Source organism: Microbacterium sp. bgisy207 (genome assembly GCF_965345035.1).
GTDB lineage: Bacteria > Actinomycetota > Actinomycetes > Actinomycetales > Microbacteriaceae > Microbacterium.
On record NZ_CBDRMG010000011.1, the window covers coordinates 96958 to 111173 of the forward strand.

18 protein-coding genes are annotated in these 14216 nt (G+C 68.1%); 5 read left to right on the forward strand and 13 right to left on the reverse strand.

Annotated features, from left to right (window positions below):
- Positions 1–111 precede the first annotated feature (111 nt).
- Both ACSGC5_RS11705 and ACSGC5_RS11710 read right to left on the reverse strand, forming a co-directional pair.
- On the reverse strand, positions 112–1047 hold the full coding sequence (locus ACSGC5_RS11705; protein ID WP_434970790.1) for a CPBP family intramembrane glutamic endopeptidase: 936 nt from the start codon (positions 1045–1047) through the stop codon (positions 112–114).
- A gap of 119 nt (positions 1048–1166) precedes the next feature.
- On the reverse strand, positions 1167–2141 hold the full coding sequence (locus tag ACSGC5_RS11710; RefSeq protein ID WP_434970791.1) for a hypothetical protein: 975 nt from the start codon (positions 2139–2141) through the stop codon (positions 1167–1169).
- A gap of 135 nt (positions 2142–2276) precedes the next feature.
- Between ACSGC5_RS11710 and ACSGC5_RS11715 the strand changes: the two genes are divergently transcribed.
- Positions 2277–2399 carry a hypothetical protein gene (locus ACSGC5_RS11715; RefSeq protein WP_434970792.1) on the forward strand — a complete coding sequence of 41 codons (123 nt, stop codon included), beginning with the start codon at positions 2277–2279 and terminating at the stop codon, positions 2397–2399.
- Positions 2396–2590, forward strand: a complete 195-nt coding sequence (locus ACSGC5_RS11720) for a hypothetical protein (protein ID WP_434970793.1) — start codon at positions 2396–2398, stop codon at positions 2588–2590. The genes ACSGC5_RS11715 and ACSGC5_RS11720 overlap by 4 nt, the downstream gene beginning before the upstream one ends.
- A 14-nt stretch (positions 2591–2604) precedes the next feature.
- Here the strand turns inward: ACSGC5_RS11720 and ACSGC5_RS11725 are convergent, their stop codons facing one another.
- From ACSGC5_RS11725 to ACSGC5_RS11735, 3 genes are all read right to left on the reverse strand, one after another.
- Positions 2605–4014, reverse strand: a complete 1410-nt coding sequence (locus ACSGC5_RS11725) for a sugar transferase (RefSeq protein ID WP_434970794.1) — start codon at positions 4012–4014, stop codon at positions 2605–2607.
- Positions 4015–4087: 73 nt separating this feature from the next.
- The gene (locus tag ACSGC5_RS11730; RefSeq protein ID WP_434970795.1) at positions 4088–4777 is read right to left on the reverse strand and encodes a DUF2510 domain-containing protein; all 690 of its coding nucleotides are present in this window, start codon (positions 4775–4777) and stop codon (positions 4088–4090) included.
- Positions 4778–4912: 135 nt separating this feature from the next.
- Complete coding sequence (locus tag ACSGC5_RS11735; RefSeq protein ID WP_434970796.1) at positions 4913–5698, reverse strand: NRDE family protein; 786 nt, start codon at positions 5696–5698, stop codon at positions 4913–4915.
- Between the two features lie 53 nt (positions 5699–5751).
- Here ACSGC5_RS11735 and coaBC point away from each other — a divergent pair, with 53 nt between their 5' ends.
- Complete coding sequence (gene coaBC, locus ACSGC5_RS11740) at positions 5752–6993, forward strand: bifunctional phosphopantothenoylcysteine decarboxylase/phosphopantothenate--cysteine ligase CoaBC (RefSeq protein WP_434970797.1); 1242 nt, start codon at positions 5752–5754, stop codon at positions 6991–6993.
- A gap of 44 nt (positions 6994–7037) precedes the next feature.
- Here the strand turns inward: coaBC and ACSGC5_RS11745 are convergent, their stop codons facing one another.
- Both ACSGC5_RS11745 and ACSGC5_RS11750 read right to left on the reverse strand, forming a co-directional pair.
- Complete coding sequence (locus ACSGC5_RS11745; RefSeq protein WP_434970798.1) at positions 7038–7331, reverse strand: hypothetical protein; 294 nt, start codon at positions 7329–7331, stop codon at positions 7038–7040.
- Positions 7332–7432: 101 nt separating this feature from the next.
- Complete coding sequence (locus ACSGC5_RS11750) at positions 7433–8872, reverse strand: HNH endonuclease signature motif containing protein (RefSeq protein ID WP_434970799.1); 1440 nt, start codon at positions 8870–8872, stop codon at positions 7433–7435.
- Between the two features lie 238 nt (positions 8873–9110).
- Here ACSGC5_RS11750 and ACSGC5_RS11755 point away from each other — a divergent pair, with 238 nt between their 5' ends.
- The gene (locus ACSGC5_RS11755; protein WP_434970800.1) at positions 9111–9683 is read left to right on the forward strand and encodes a DUF4287 domain-containing protein; all 573 of its coding nucleotides are present in this window, start codon (positions 9111–9113) and stop codon (positions 9681–9683) included.
- Here ACSGC5_RS11755 and ACSGC5_RS11760 read toward each other — a convergent pair.
- On the reverse strand, positions 9668–10507 hold the full coding sequence (locus ACSGC5_RS11760; RefSeq protein ID WP_434970801.1) for a helix-turn-helix domain-containing protein: 840 nt from the start codon (positions 10505–10507) through the stop codon (positions 9668–9670). The genes ACSGC5_RS11755 and ACSGC5_RS11760 overlap by 16 nt on opposite strands.
- Positions 10508–10538: 31 nt before the next feature.
- On the opposite strand from ACSGC5_RS11760, the gene ACSGC5_RS11765 reads away from it, so the two are divergent.
- Positions 10539–10691 (forward strand): hypothetical protein, encoded by a 153-nt coding sequence (locus ACSGC5_RS11765; protein WP_434970802.1) that lies wholly within the window; start codon positions 10539–10541, stop codon positions 10689–10691.
- 42 nt (positions 10692–10733) lie between these two features.
- Here the strand turns inward: ACSGC5_RS11765 and ACSGC5_RS11770 are convergent, their stop codons facing one another.
- The 5 genes from ACSGC5_RS11770 to ACSGC5_RS11790 form a co-directional block, all read right to left on the reverse strand.
- Positions 10734–11120, reverse strand: a complete 387-nt coding sequence (locus ACSGC5_RS11770; protein WP_434970803.1) for a type II toxin-antitoxin system VapC family toxin — start codon at positions 11118–11120, stop codon at positions 10734–10736.
- The gene (locus tag ACSGC5_RS11775) at positions 11117–11383 is read right to left on the reverse strand and encodes a type II toxin-antitoxin system Phd/YefM family antitoxin (protein ID WP_434970804.1); all 267 of its coding nucleotides are present in this window, start codon (positions 11381–11383) and stop codon (positions 11117–11119) included. Before ACSGC5_RS11775 ends, ACSGC5_RS11770 begins: the two co-directional genes overlap by 4 nt.
- An 88-nt stretch (positions 11384–11471) precedes the next feature.
- A complete protein-coding gene (locus ACSGC5_RS11780) occupies positions 11472–11741 on the reverse strand; it encodes a hypothetical protein (protein WP_434970805.1) in 270 nt (89 codons plus the stop codon).
- A 120-nt stretch (positions 11742–11861) separates the two neighbouring features.
- Positions 11862–13244, reverse strand: a complete 1383-nt coding sequence (locus ACSGC5_RS11785; RefSeq protein WP_434970806.1) for a UDP-glucose dehydrogenase family protein — start codon at positions 13242–13244, stop codon at positions 11862–11864.
- A gap of 43 nt (positions 13245–13287) precedes the next feature.
- Positions 13288–14216, reverse strand: a 929-nt coding sequence (locus ACSGC5_RS11790) for a sugar transferase (protein ID WP_434970807.1), incomplete at its 5' end; no start/stop codon positions are given.

The window sequence follows — 14216 nt, forward strand, 5'->3', positions numbered from 1 at the left end:
CGGTGCGGCAAGAGAAATCTGTGCGAACTCTCATCCAGCACATGAGAGATACGCGGCTATTGCGTCAGATCCGGACGATTTCGGACCCGAAAGCTACGACGGATGCCGTAGTCAGCGTGCTGCGGTGGCGCGATTGTGACGACCGCGCGCCCAGAAGGCAGCCGTGACCGCCGTCATGACGGCGAGCATCAGGACGGTGATCAGACTCGCCTCCAGACCGAACAGTCCGCCCGAGACGAGGGGGTTCGCATCCGTCGTCTCGACGACCGCGTAGAGCGAGTTCTGTGCCGGGATTCCCGAGACCGGGACGCCGAAGAGGCTGTTCTGCGCCCAGTTCCAGGTGGCGTGGAACGCGATGACGCCCCAGAGGCCGCCTTCGCTGAGCGCCCAGAACCCGAGCAGGAGGGAGACGAGCACGAGGGAGAGGACCGACATGATGTTCAGGCCGGTGTTGAGGGAGTGCGCGAGCGTGAAGAAGACGGTCTGGGCGATCATCGCGGCGAGCAGGCCGGCGCGCGGCATCCAGGACTGGATGAGGTAGCCGCGGGACATGAGTTCTTCGGCGCCGCCTTGGATCGTGAAGCCGATCAGCGCGACGACGACCCAGCCGATTGCCGGCCAGTAGGCGTAGCCGCCGTCCTGGGTCTGCAGGAATTCCATGTTGCCGGTGAGGACGGCGATGCCGACGGCGAGGGTCATGGCCCCGAGGGCGATTGCGCAGCCGCGCGCGATCTGCAGGGGGGCACGCGAGGGCGTGCGGAATCCGATGCTCGCGAAGGGACGCTGCTCTTTCAGGCGCAGCCACAGCCACAGCAGAAACCAGAGGGGCAGGAACGCGACGGTCGTCACGAGTGTGAGGCCGAGAGCGGTGACCCCGGGAATGAGGGCGAGCAGGATGCTGGTCGCCATCACCGACGCGAACAACACGACGACGACGATCGAGCCGATGAGGGGGCCGGTGGGACGCGCCGCCTCGCGCATGGCGTACGCGAAGCGGTCGCGACGCGCGTCGGGAGCGAGGGTGGCGCGGTAGGAATCGTCAGACACGGGGGCCTCCAGGGGTCGGCGATCCCGGCCGACCTTACTGAACTCGTGCGTGTGCGCGCCACCCCCTGGCGCGGGCGGCGGTCTGCGCGGGCGGCGGCGGTCTGCGTGCGGACCGTGGCCTACGGAGCGCGACCGTGCCCGGACTGCTGCGCTCCCCAGACCGTGCCGAGGGCGAACTGGCTGCTGACGCCGAAGTGGCGCATGGCGTGATCGACTCGGCGGCGTGCGGTGCGGGGGCTCAGCCCCAGTGTGTGGGCGGCTGCCTCGACGGTCATTCCGCGGCTCATGAGCGCGAGCATCGGCGCCCACGGCTCCTCGTCTTCGTCGACCGCGGTCGCCTCGCTCCAGAGCCGTTCGAACACCCACGAGGCGAGGGTGACGATCTCCTCGGCGCGGCTGGCGATCACGCGCGTCGGATGGGGGTCGCCCCAGGTCGAGGGGAGGGTCACGGTGTCGTCGTCGATGATCCAGAAGAAGCTCGGCGGTGACGGGTGTGTACGGATCCACGTTCCGGCGGCGAGTTCGTTGTCGATGTGCCACCGGTTGATGGGGTCGAGGGCGTCCTCGTCCGAGAGGATGACACGGATGCGGCTCTCGCCGCCGAGCGGCCGTGCGGCCCAGAGCGTCTCGGCGTACTCGAGGCCCGCTTCGCGCAGGATCTGGGTCGAGGGGATGCACAGCTGTGCCGACCGCGGTGCGCTCCGTGAGGACTGGGTGCGCCACATGTCGGCGAGCGCCCACGTGCCCTGCACAGTGGTCGAACTCGACGTGCCGTCGTCGGCTTCGCCGACGCTCCACGCCTGCAGGAGTTCGGGGATGCTGCGAGCGAGCGCCTGGGCGGTGGTGGCGGCATCCGTGAGCTCGCGGATGCCCTCGTCGATGATCTGCTGGATGGCGGCCGCGACAGTGAAGTCGGGCCGTCGGTGGGCGATCGTGTCACCGGTGACCTTGAGCAGGCCCCGGCGTTCGAGCACGGCGAGGTGTTCGCGCAGCTCGTCCTCGTCGAGTTGGAGCCTGTTCGCGAGGGTCGCTGGTCCGGCGGCGGGGTCGCGCAGGGCTGCCGCCAGCACGACGAGCGCGCGTCGGTCGCTCATCGGTCGCTCATCCGGTCTCGCACAGGGTCGCTCGGGAGGCTGTTTGTGGCCATTGGCACTAATGTGCCACATCCGGTCGGTAACGTCGGCCAGGCGCACGCTGCCGCGTGGCATGTCCAGCGTCGAGGAGGAACCATGAGTGAGCAGCCGACCGAGAAGAAGAAGTGGACGCCGGGGCGGATCGTGTTGACCGGCGTCGGCCTGGTCGCCGTGGGTGTCGCCGCGTACTGGGTGACCTACGTGCTGCTGCTGCGATGAGCGGCGGGTCGTCGAAGAAGACGGGCGTTGCCACGAGCATGGGCATCGCCCTCGGGGTCGGCATCGGCGCCGTCCTCGGGGTGATCACGCAGAACATCGGTCTGTGGCTGCCGGTCGGTCTGGGTATCGGGATCGCGATCGGCGTGAGTCTGGATGCCCGCGCGTCGCGCTCTCGTCGCGACGACTCCTGACGCGGTCGCTGCGCTCAGCGTCCCGCGCGACCGAGCAGGGCGGCCTTGGCGGACTTGACCACGATCGCGACGTCGCCGGCGAGACTCCAGTTCTCGACGTAGGAGAGGTCGAGGCGGACGGCATCCTCCCACGAGAGGCTCGACCGACCGCTGACCTGCCACAGGCCCGTGATGCCGGGCTTGACGAGGAAGCGCCGGCGAACGGCATCCGTGTAGGTCTCGACTTCCCTCGGCAGCGGGGGTCGGGGCCCGACGAGAGACATGGATCCGCCGATGACGTTGAACAGCTGCGCCATGTCGTCGAGGGCGTGGCGCTGCATCCATCGCCCGAGGGGGGTCGGGGTCGATGCGGCGTCGGCTCCGTCTGTGCTCTGCCGGGTCGTCCGGAACAGCAGCATCGTGAAGGGTCGGCCGTGGTGGCCGATACGGACCTCGCGGGAGCAGACCGGGCCGGGGGACGAGAGCTTCACCGCGAGGGCGAGGATGCCCAGAAGCGGGCTCATGATCACGACGGCGAGCAGTGACAGGAGCAGGTCTGCAATGCGCTTGCCGAAGCGTTGCCCCGGTGAGAAGCGCGGTGTCTCGACGTGGACCAGCGGCAGGCCCGAGACCGGGCGGGTGTGGATGCGCGGTCCCGCGACGTCGGCGATGCCCGGCGCGAGGAGGAGGTGCTGGCGGCCGGCTTCGAGGCTCCACGAGATCTGCTTGACCTTCTCGGGCGGGAGCGCGTCGCTGCTGGTGACCAGGACGGTGTCGGCGCCGGTGTCGGTGAGCACGCGCGTGAGGTCGTCGAAGGTGCCGAGGACCGGGATGTCGGCATCCGCCGCGCGCAGCTCGTCGGGGGCGTGCAGGTCATCGGGTGGGAGGCAGGCTCCCACGACGAGGTAGCCGGCGTCGCGACGCTGCTGGAGCTCGCGGCCGACCTGCGCGACCGAGGCGAGCGAGCCGATGAGGATGACCCCGGAGGCGCACTTCCCGACGCGGCGTTTGGCGGCCAGCCATTGTCGCCACAGCCATCGGACAAGCAGCAGCAGCAGGATGCCGACCGGAAGGCTGATGAGCAGGTAGCCGCGGGCGATGTCGATGCGGAACAGGAACGCGACGATCGCGATGACGCCGAACAGCACGAGGGAGGCGTCGATGACGCGGATGTACTCGGTCATGCCGACACCGACGACGCCGGGCGTGCGGGTGTCGGCCAGGCTCAGGGCAAGCAGCCACAGGCCGACCAGGATGGCGGAGGCGAACCAGTACGACACGGCCGTGAAGCGGAGGTCGCGCAGCAGGGAGAGTTGTGCGTTGCCGGTGCCGAACCACACGATCTGGGTACCGTAAACGACCCACACCAAGACGACGGCGTCGCTGATCAGCAGTCGTGTGCGGTAACTCTCATGCCACGGTCGTGGCTCACCCGCGGAGCGCACCCACTCAGCCTTGCACACCCCCGTTGTTCACCGGCGCGATACGGGGCGTTTGCCGAATGCCGCGCCGGCCGGGTCAGCCGGAGTAGCCGCCGTGGCGGGCGAGGGTGCTGAGGAACTGCAGCGTGATGATCGTGATCTGGGCCGAGAGGATCACGCCGACGATGAGTCCGACCGCCTGCACGGCGATGAGCGCCCACAGGGGACCCCATCCGGTGCCGGTGCGACGGATGGCGACGACCGTGCGGCCGATCGGGTAGACGATCGAGAGGAACATCCACGGCCAGGGGAAGGGTCGGTCGATGCCGCGGTGGCCCAGCTCGCGGTGATCCAGGTAGGCGAACCACACGCTGAGACCGTAGATCACCCAGCCCAGGAGCATGAGTCCCCACCACCAGGGTGAGGAGAAGATGTCGAACGGCTGCATGAAGAGGCGGATGTCGGACGGGGTGCCCGGCTGCGAGTAGGACTGTGCGATCCAGCCGCCGAAGTTCAGGACGGACCGCCAGGGCACGAGAAGGACCGACAGCGACGACACGACGGGCAGCAGGACGATCAGCCAGATCCACACGGTGTTCGTGTCGACCCCCGGGGAGGTGCGCGGTTCCGGGCGGGCTGGTGCTGTCTGCTGTGGCGCGGCGGCGGGTGGGGCTGCCGCGGGGGCGGAGGTGTGGGTCGTCCAGGCGGTGCCGTCCCAGAATCGGAGGACTCCGGGGACGGTGGGGTCGGGGTACCAGCCGGCGGGCGGTTGTTGCGGCATCGACATGGGTGTCCTCCCGTTCGCGCGTTCCGTGCCCACTCTAGGCCGGGGTCGGATGCCGCGGCAGGGGGCTAGCCCCCACGCCCGGCGCTCGTGCGGACGTCGCGTCCTGCGCGGGGGGGATCTTGCGCAGGTGGGGGTCTAGTGCAGGTGGAGGTCGCCCCACTCACCGGGCGCGGGCAGATCGGCGTAGCGGACCTCGATGTCGTCCGGGCCGATGGTCGCTGCGCACACGAGGAGGGAGAGGGTGGGATAGCCGAGCGGCCGGTTGTCGCGGATGATCGCGCGGTCGTCGACGGGACCGAGGTCGGCGCTGCGGGCGAGCACACGCAGCCACGGGGCGAACCAGTCCGCGGCGGTATCTCCCTTGGGTGCGCCAGATCCCTGGGCTGCGCCGGGCCCCTCGGGTGCGTCGGATGCGGTGGGTGCGGCATCCGGGATCGCGGTGCGGAAGTGCTCGAGCCAGTGGGAGATGCGGGCGGTGGCGGGGTCGTCGACGTCGTCGTGGGCGATCATGTGGATGCCGGGGTCGATCTCGGTCTCGCGGCGGTGCTCACCGTCCCACGAGATGACGCGGGCCCGGCCGGGTTCGGCGACGAGTAGGTTGAATCCGCGCATCCGCGGGCGGTCGCCGGGAAGGATGCCGCGGACGGCGTCGAGGGGGAGCGTGCCGCGGGACACGACGGCCTCGTCGGGGAGCTCGTCGCCGCCGGCGCGGTTGAGGAGCACGGCGACGCGGCGGGTGTCGGCATCCGCGGCGAGCCAGGCGCCGCCCGCGCGGGCATCCTGCACGCCGAGGATCGACGGATGCGGGGGCCACCAATGTCCGAGCGGGTTCCAGGGGCGGTTCGGGTCTTCGTCGCGGATCGCGAGCAGGCGCACCGGGTCAGCCGGGTCGGTGGGGACGTCGATGATGACGGTGCACATGGGGGTTCCGGAATCGGGGTGGTGTCGCGGGGATGGCGTGGGAGACTGGGCGCGTGTTCGTTGTCGTCGGTGTCACGGGCGGGATTGCCGCCTATAAGACCGTACATCTGGTGCGGCGCCTGATCGGCGAGGGCCATGAGGTGCACGTCGTGCCGACCGCTGACGCGCTGCGGTTCGTCGGGCAGCCGACGTGGGAGGCGATCAGCCGGAACCCGGTGACGACCTCGGTGCACGAGGATGTCGCGACGGTGCGGCACGTGTCGCTCGGTCAGCGGGCGGATCTGGTGATCGTGGCCCCCGCCACCGCGAACACGCTCGCGAAGATGGCCGCGGGGCTCGCCGACGATCTGCTGGGCACGAGCCTGCTGGCGACGACAGCGCCGGTAGTGGTGGCGCCGGCGATGCACACGGAGATGTGGCGGCATCCGGCGACGCAGGCGAACATGCGGGTGCTGCGCGGGCGCGGGGTGCACGTGGTGGGGCCGGCGGACGGTCCGTTGACGGGTGGCGATTCGGGCCCCGGGCGGATGAGTGAGCCGGACGAGATCGCGGATGCCGCGCTCGCGGTGCTGGAGGCGGCGCATTCGAGCGGGGGCGCGGGCGCGGGGCGTGCGGGGTCGGCGGATCTTGCCGGCCTGCGGGTGGTCGTGTCGGCGGGTGGTACGCGGGAGCCGCTCGACCCGGTGCGGTTTCTCGGGAACAGGTCGAGCGGCCGGCAGGGTGTTGCGCTCGCGGTGGCCGCGGCCGAGCGCGGCGCGGAGGTGACGCTCGTTGCCGCGCACGTCGAGGGTGAGGTGCTGGCGGCGGCGCAGGGGCTCGTGGAGGTCATCTCGGTGGGGACTGCGCTGGAGATGCGGGATGCCGTGACGGATGCGGCATCCGGTGCCGATGTCGTGGTGATGGCGGCGGCGGTTGCCGACTATCGGCCGGCGGAGACGGCGGAGTCGAAGCTCACGAAAGAGGTCGAGGGTTCGCGTCTGACGCTGGAGCTCGTCGAGAACCCGGACATCGTGGCGGGGCTTGCTGCCGGCCGGACTGCGGGTCAGACGATCGTGGCGTTCGCGGCGGAGACGTCGACGGGTGAGGAGCTGCTCGCGCGGGCGCGGCGCAAGCGGGAACGCAAGGACGTCGATCTGCTCGTCGTGAACGAGGTCGGGTGGACGCGCGGGTTTGAGTCGGCCGACAACGAGGTCACCGTGATCGATCGGTCGGGTGAGGTGGCGGTGCAGGCGTCGGGGTCGAAGCGTGAGGTCGCGGATGCTGTGTGGGATGCGGTGGTGGCTGCTCGGCGGTAGCTGACCCAGTGGTCGCTGGGTGGTGGCGAGGGGACGGCTTGGTGCTATTCGCCCGAGGGCTCGCCCCAGACGCGGCGGTTGAGTGCCGCGATGTCCTTGTCGAGGTGGTCGACGCGGGTTCCGATCGCGTCGAACCGGGCGTTCATTTCTGCGCGGAGTCCGCTGATCGATGCATCCATCTCGCCGCGCAGTCCGTCGAAGCGGCCATTCATCTCGCCGCGCAGTCCATTGATCGATGCGGTCATGGTGCGGGTGAGCAGAGTCGTCATGATGGTCATTCCGCCGAGCATGAGCGTGGCAAAGAGCCCGATGAGCACCCAGCTCTGTGGTGCGGTCACGGCGGTCAGCTTCCCAGTGTGAGAACGGTGCGACGGCAGCGCCCGCGCGTCGGGAAGGTGCGCCGGTTAGGCAGCGTGGGTGCCGCACGGCAGCCGGAGTGTTAGAACGGTGCGTCGGTGGGTGCGGGATCCGGGGGTGGGGGCCCGCCCGGGGTGTAGGGGTCGGGTGCGAAGTGCACGCCGGGGGTGGGTGGGTGGTCGGTGTAGGTGGTTCCGATGGGTGAGGTCCATTCGAGGATGCCGCCGTCGAGTTGTCTGACTTTCCAGCCGGCGAATTGTTTCATCGAGTGGTGTCGTTGGCAGAGGTGGGCGAGGTTGCTGATGTCGGTCTTGCCGCCGAGTGCGTAGTCGATGGTGTGGTCGACTTCGCAGCGGATGGCGGGGAGGCGGCATCCGGGGAATCGGCAGTGTCGGTCGCGTGCCCGCAGGTGCCGGTCGATGGCGGCGGTGCGCTGGTAGCCGTCGGTGTGGAGGACGACGCCGGTGACGGGGTGGGCGACGAGGCGCTCCCACCAGGTGTCGCACGCCTCGGCGATGGCGCGGGCGGTTTCGGCGTCGATGGGGGAGTAGCCGACGATGTCGGCGGGTTCTGCGTGGCCGTTCTCGTCGCCCTCGGGCCTCAGGAGGCTGAGGGCGGGGACGACGACTTGGATCTTCGCGCGGATCGCGCCGAGTGTGCCGGGTCCGTCGCCGGTGGCGGTGGGGTCGGCGAAGGGGGATCCGGTGAGGAGGATGTCGGCGGCGATGTCGGCGCGGATCTGAGCGCGGGTGCGGGTGTCGGTCGCGAGCACGTGAGCGGGGATGCGCGCATTGTCGTCTGGGACGGTGGACGCGCCCGCCGCGCCGACGGCCGCCTCGCCCGCGCCGATGGCAGTCTTGGCGGCGTTGCGGGCGTCGATGATGACGGTGGCCATCTGGTTCATGCGGTCGTCGATGCCGGCGATCACGGGGGTGGGTCCGACCAGGAGAAGCGAGGACATCCCGTCGGGCAGACCACGGACCGTGATGTCGCGGCGTTCGCGGGCGGAGGCGTGGCGTTCGGTGAAGCTGCGGGGGTGCATCCGTTGGGCGAGGATCTCGAGTTCAGCTTTCACCCGGCCGACGGTGTCGCGGCGGCACCGCTCGAGCGCTTCGGCTTCGAAGGCGGGCACGGCGTCGTCCGGGAGGTCGGCTGCGGCATCCTGGATCGCGTAGACGTGCTGGCGGGTGATCTCACCCAGTTCGCGGGCTTCGAGCGTGCCGGGGTAGCGTTCGGCGAGTCGTGTCGCTTCACCGATCTGGCGTTGCATCGATCTGTCGGACACACGCGCCGGAGCCCCGATCGTGGCGGCGATGCTGCGCAGTGCCATGTCGTGCTCACGCACCCGGGACGGCTTGCCCGCCGCAAGTTCGCGGGCCAGTTCGCCCGCCCTAGCCAGAGCGCGAACGCGGGATGCTTCGGCGGCGGCGAGCGCGGCATCCGCCTGCTGAACGGCAGCGACGATCGAGGTCAGCTCGGCGGTCTGCGCCTCGCTGAACTCGATGACCCCGTTCGAATGCATGTACTAATCATGACACTGGCCTCCGACATTGAACCGCCGAGGTCCACAGATGGGAAAAACTCGCCCAGAGTCGATGAAAACGGGATGATCGAGCCGCGTGGGGGGCGGAGATGCATGCGTATATATGTACCAATAACTGGTGCTCGCGGCACAACATGAGCGCCAGAGGGGTGGGTGGTCGCGAGGCAGATCAAGAATGTTCAAGACCGGCATCGGCCGACCCTCGTACGGTGTGCTCATGAGCCAGAATGCCTCGCCCACCTCCCAGATTCCAGCCCAGACGCAGACGATGATCGACAATCTGCCGGCGAAGACCGGTAGGTCGCTGGATGAGTGGTTCCAGGTATTGGATGCTGCCGCCACGCCGTCGCACGGCGCTGCGATGGCATACCTGAAGTCGGAGCACGGGATGACGCACGGCTTCGCCAATCTGGTGGTCAGTCTGTTTCGCGCTCGCGGGCAGGAAGCTCCGAGTGACGAGGATCTCGTCGTGGTGCAGTACTCAGGCAAGAAGGCCGCGCTGCGCCCTGTTCTCGACCGAATCGTGGCGATTGTGCAGGAGTTAGGGCCGGATGTCGAGATTGCGCCGAAGAAGACGGGGGTGTCGCTGCGACGCAGCAAGCAGTTTGCTCTCGTGGAGGTGCCGAGTGCTGCCCGGGTCACGCTTGGACTCAACCTTCGGGGGGTGCCGGGCGGCGACCGATTGCGGGAGGTCACGGGTATGTGCACGCACCGAGTGGATCTCGCCTCGGTCGATGATGTCGATGCGGACGTTGAGGGGTGGTTGCGCGAGGCCTATGAGCGTGCTTGAGCCGGGCGGGGTATGTGTTCGAGGGGAACGAAGTGGGCGGCCTGCGGTCCGTACTCGGATGCGAGTCGGTGGTATTCGGTGGGCGTCCATCCACTGAAGCGGCGGAACGCGCGAATGACGTGGGGTTGGTCGGCGTAGCCTGATTCGGCTGCGAGGCTTGCCCAGTCGGGGGTTGCTCCGGCATCCTGCACCGAGTCCACGAAGCGGTGGAATCGCAGCACCTGGGCGTGCTGTTTCGGAGTGGTGCCCGTAACCGTTCGGAAGCGTGCGATGAGGGTGCGGTTCGAGACGCCGAGCGTGTCGGCGATCGTTCCGATCGGGGTGGCTGGGTTGCGTGCGAGTTCGTTGAGTGCGCCGAGGACGAGCTGATCGGGGTCGCCTACGCGGGTGTGTCGGACGTAACTCGCAAGAGTGTCGAGCGCTGCCGCGGGCGTGACGTCGGGGGCGAGGTTGCTGATGAGGTCGGCGATGCCGGGAAGGATCCCGACGGCATCCTGGACGTGCCCGGCGCTGAGCGCCGCAGCGGCGGGCGCGAGGGCGTGGAGTCCGGCGGGAGTGAGTTCGACGCCGACGTGGCGGATCTCGGGTGGTGACTCGATCACGAGGTACTCGGACTGCAGGCCCGAGACGAAGGCATGGGATACGGGTGTTGGGTGGCTTGCCCTGGACCAGATGGCGTAGGGAGTCGACAGATTGACGATGACGTGCACATACGGCAGCGGCAGGATCTTCTCGAAACGCTGATTTCTCGGCATTTCGAGAAACCAGAAGCGTGAGACGACGCCTTCCAGTCCGGGCGGTGTGTGTCGCTCCTCGAAGTGCACGGAGGCACACTATCGCGGACGGAGGGAACGGATGCCTACTCCCCGGACGGTTCGCCCTGACCCGGCGGCTCAGCGCGGCGACGTCTCTGTCGAGGTGGTCGATGCGGGATCCCATCGCGTCGAAACGAGCGTTCATCTCGCCGCGAAGGCTCTCGATCTTCGTGTCGAGGCCAGAGATGCGTGACAAGTGTCTCTCAGCACGCGGCCCCCGGGGAGAAGGTTGCCTCTAGGCCGGCGCCAGCACCCGCAGCCCCGCCCGTTTGGCCGCCGCCGAGAGCTCATTATCGTAGGTGAGCACCTCGTCGGCGCCCACGCGCAGAGCGGTTGCGAGGTGAATCGCGTCGATCGACCGCAACGGTGCATGCGTGCCCGCCGCGAGAAGGTCGCCTCGCGTGATGTCGATCAAGGTCACCGCGTCGAGCACTGTGGTGATGGCGTCGATCTCGATCAGAGCGGGGTTTCGTCCGGCAGCGCAGTGCAGCTCGGTGTGCAGGAGCCACGAAGCGACCAGGTCGCGCGTCGTTGTGGTGAGTTGCTGCACGAGCACGTCGGATTCTGCCTCGTCGATCAGCAGCTTCATCGCGGCTGAGGTATCGAGGTAGGTAACGGTCACCAGCGGCCTCGGATATCGCTGATGATCTCGTGCGTGTCGCGCGTGGATGCAGTTCGCCGGATGCGTGAGAGTGTCGATAGGGGAGCTTTGGCGCCCCGCGCCCCGCCCTGATCGACGAGAGCATCGAGGCTTCGTGGTGCGAGGGGTGAGACGAGCGCAACGGGCTTGCCCCGATTGGTGATCTGCACCGACTCGCCGGCTTCGACGCGGCGGAGGATTTCGCCGCTGCGGTTGCGGAGCTCTCGGTGGCTCACGGTGTCCATATCGAGCAGTGTAGCGCGGTGTAGCACATTGGCGCGAAGAGATCGACGCGGTGATGCGTCGACCCAGCGACGATCGAAGGCTGCGGGGCTACTCGCCGGAGGGTTCGCCCCAGACCCGGTTGCTCAGCGCTGCGACGTCGCGGTCGAGGTGGTCGATGCGGGTTCCCATCGCGTCGAAGCGCGCGTTCATTTCGCCGCGCAGGCTCTCGATCTTGGTGTCAAGGCCGTCGATGCGCCCTTCCACGCCGGAGATGCTCGCGGTGACCGCGCGCATGATGAGGTTCGTCGACAGTGTGAGTCCGCCGAGCATGATGGTCGCGAAGATGCCGATGAGCACCCAGCTCTGCGGTTCGGTCACGACGGTCACCCTCTCAATGTGCGGCACCGCGATTCCGGATGCCACCATCCCGCCCTACGCGCTGGAGCGGCAACCGCGCGCCACAGACGTCCCTCCGCGAGGCGCCTGGGAGGAATCGCGTTACGGGCGCCCCATGCCGTAGTAGGTCCAGCCGGCGGCGCGCCAGGCGGCGGCATCGAGGCAGTTGCGTCCGTCGACGATGACGCGCCCGTCGGTCAGGGTCGAGACGTGCTCGGGAGACATCTGCCGGCGGTACTCGTCCCACTCGGTGACGACAACCACGGCGTCAGCGGCGCGCAGGGCTTCGTCGCGGTCTTCGACGTAGTTGAGCTGCGGATGCTTCGCCTGAGCGTTCGCGATCGCCTCGGGGTCTGTGACCGTGACCCAGGCGCCCAGGCCGTGCAGGCGCACGGCGACGTCGAGAGCGGGGGAGTCACGGATGTCGTCACTGTGCGGCTTGAAAGCGGCACCGAGCACGGTGACGTTCTTCTTGAACACCGATCCGCCCAGGCCGTCGACCACGAGCTGCACGGCCCGGTCGCGGCGGCGCATATTGATCTCGTCCATCTGCCGCAGGAACCCGACGGACTCGCCGCGGCCGAGCTCTTCGGCGCGGGCGGCGAAGGCACGGATGTCTTTGGGGAGGCATCCGCCACCGAATCCGATGCCGGCGCCGAGGAATTTGCGTCCGATGCGCGCGTCGTGTCCGATGGCGTCGGCGAGCTGCGTGACGTCGGCGCCGACGACCTCGGCGATCTCTGCCATCGCGTTGATGAACGAGATCTTGGTCGCGAGGAACGCATTCGCCGAGACCTTTACCAGTTCGGCGGTGGCGAGGTCGGTGACGATGAAGGGTGTGCCCTTCGCGACCGGCGGCGCGTATACCTCTTTCATCACGGCGACGACGTCGACCTCTTCTCCGGTCGTCGAGTGACCGTCGCCTCCCTCGGTCGTTGAGCCGGCGTCGCCTCCCTCGGTCGTTGAGCGAGCGAAGCGAGACGAAACGCCCAACACCAGCCGGTCGGGGTCGATGGTGTCTTGCACGGCCCAGCCCTCGCGGAGGAACTCGGGGTTCCACACGAGGGTCGCGCCCGTGGCCTCGACCCGCGGCGTCAGCTCAGCTGCCGTGCCGACGGGAACCGTCGACTTGCCCGCAACGATGTCGCCCTCGGAAAGGTAGGGCAGGAGTCCGTCGATGGCGGCGTTCACGTAGGTGAGGTCGGCGCCATAGCCGTCTTTCTGCTGCGGTGTGCCGACGCCGATGAAGTGGACCTTGGCGCCCTTCGCCTCGGCCATGTCGGTCGTGAACCGCAACCGCCCCGACGCGACGCCCTCGGAGAGGATCTCGGGCAGCCCGGGCTCGAAGAACGGCGCCTCACCCTTCGAGAGTGCATCGATCTTGCGCTGGTCGACGTCGATCCCGACGACCTCGTGTCCGATCGAGGCCATGGCTGCCGCGTGCACGGCTCCGAGGTATCCGCATCCAATGACAGAGAGTTTCACGCGCATAGCCTAGGGGGCTCACGCGAAGCATCGGTGTCGCGCTTCAGTGCGCGGTCTCGCCAGGTATGATCACGGCGCGAACTGTCTTGAGCAGGATCGCGATGTCGCCAGCGAGACTCCAGTTCTCGACGTAGTACAGATCGAGCCTAACAGCGGCTTCCCAATCGAGTGCCGACCGGCCGCTTACCTGCCACAGTCCGGTGATTCCCGGTCTGGTGAGAAGTCGCCGCTTCGCAGCTTCGGAATACAGAGCTACCTCGGCTGCTATCTGCGGTCGGGGCCCGACAAGGCTCATGGACCCACCGATCACGTTGAAGATCTGTGGAAGCTCGTCGAGTGAGTACTTGCGGAGGAAGCGACCAACCGGAGTAATGCGGGGGTCATCCTTGACTTTGAACAGGGGCTTCTCGCTGGTGCCCTGTGCCTCGAGTAGAGCCTTCAGCTCCTTGTCGGCGCCGACGCGCATCGACCGGAACTTCAACATTCGGAACGGTTTGCCATTAAGCCCGATCCTCTCCGACTTATAGAGAATCGGGCCTACGCTCGTCCAGCTGACTGCTAACGCAACGATCAGCAGGATTGGTGAGATCAGAATCGCGATAGCCGTTGCGGCCACAAGATCGAACGAGCGCTTCAGGAGGCGCTGTCCAAGGCTGAAGCGGGGCGTTTCAACATGGATGAGAGGCAGGCCTGAAACGGGGCGGATGTGGATTCGCGGGCCGGCGATATCCACGATGCTGGGCGCGAGTACCAAGTGCTGCTTGCCCGCCTCAAGGCTCCACGAGATCTGCTTGACCTTGTCGGGAGGAAGGTCGTCGGCGCTCGTCACCGCAATGGTATCTGCTTGCGTTGCTGCGATCGCTCGTTCCACGGAATCGACGTTCCCCATCACCGGTACTCCCGTACTTGGGATCGTATCGGCGACTCGGCCGGAGGGCACGCACGCGCCAACGACGTGATAGCCAGCCCGCG

What these genes read in the sequence shown, in the direction of transcription:
- ACSGC5_RS11710 (WP_434970791.1), bottom strand. Translation starts at nt 2,141, where the DNA reads ATGAGCGACCGACGCGCGCTCGTCGTGCTGGCGGCAGCCCTGCGCGAC.
- ACSGC5_RS11715 (WP_434970792.1), top strand. Translation starts at nt 2,277, where the DNA reads ATGAGTGAGCAGCCGACCGAGAAGAAGAAGTGGACGCCGGGGCGGATC.
- ACSGC5_RS11720 (WP_434970793.1), top strand. Translation starts at nt 2,396, where the DNA reads ATGAGCGGCGGGTCGTCGAAGAAGACGGGCGTTGCCACGAGCATGGGC.
- ACSGC5_RS11730 (WP_434970795.1), bottom strand. Translation starts at nt 4,777, where the DNA reads ATGTCGATGCCGCAACAACCGCCCGCCGGCTGGTACCCCGACCCCACC.
- ACSGC5_RS11735 (WP_434970796.1), bottom strand. Translation starts at nt 5,698, where the DNA reads ATGTGCACCGTCATCATCGACGTCCCCACCGACCCGGCTGACCCGGTG.
- ACSGC5_RS11750 (WP_434970799.1), bottom strand. Translation starts at nt 8,872, where the DNA reads ATGCATTCGAACGGGGTCATCGAGTTCAGCGAGGCGCAGACCGCCGAG.
- ACSGC5_RS11755 (WP_434970800.1), top strand. Translation starts at nt 9,111, where the DNA reads ATGAGCCAGAATGCCTCGCCCACCTCCCAGATTCCAGCCCAGACGCAG.
- ACSGC5_RS11765 (WP_434970802.1), top strand. Translation starts at nt 10,539, where the DNA reads ATGCCTACTCCCCGGACGGTTCGCCCTGACCCGGCGGCTCAGCGCGGC.
- ACSGC5_RS11775 (WP_434970804.1), bottom strand. Translation starts at nt 11,383, where the DNA reads ATGGACACCGTGAGCCACCGAGAGCTCCGCAACCGCAGCGGCGAAATC.